At 57.3% G+C, this 459-nt stretch carries 1 protein-coding gene; it reads left to right on the forward strand.

The window, feature by feature from the left end; genetic code table 11:
- Positions 1-459 (forward strand): dipeptidase (locus NCS28_RS14365; RefSeq protein WP_250514434.1); only part of this gene is annotated, 459 nt, incomplete at its 5' end.

Genomic DNA, 459 nt, shown 5'->3' on the forward strand with positions numbered 1-459 from the left:
AAGCCCGTCACGTATTCGCATTGCTGCCCGTCGGGACTCAAGGATCATCCGCGCAACAAGACGGACGATCAACTGCGCGAGATCGCCGATGCGAACGGCTTCGTCGGCGTGACGATGTTCTCGCCGTTTCTCAAGAAAGGCCCGGATGCGACAGTCGACGATTATCTCGAAGCGATCGAATACACGATCGATGTTATCGGCGAAGACAAGGTCGGCATCGGCACGGACTTCACGCAAGGCTATAGCACCGAATTCTTCGACTGGATCACGCACGATAAGGGCCGATATCGCCGTCTGACGAACTTCGGCAAGGTCGTGAATCCGGAAGGCATCCGCACGATCGGCGAATTCCCGAACCTCACTGCCGCGATGGAAAAAGCGGGCTGGAGCGAGTCGCGCATCAAGAAGGTGATGGGCGAGAACTGGATGCGCTTCTTCGGCGAAGTCTGGAACGTCTGA

The organism is Caballeronia sp. INDeC2, assembly GCF_023631325.1.
GTDB lineage: Bacteria > Pseudomonadota > Gammaproteobacteria > Burkholderiales > Burkholderiaceae > Caballeronia.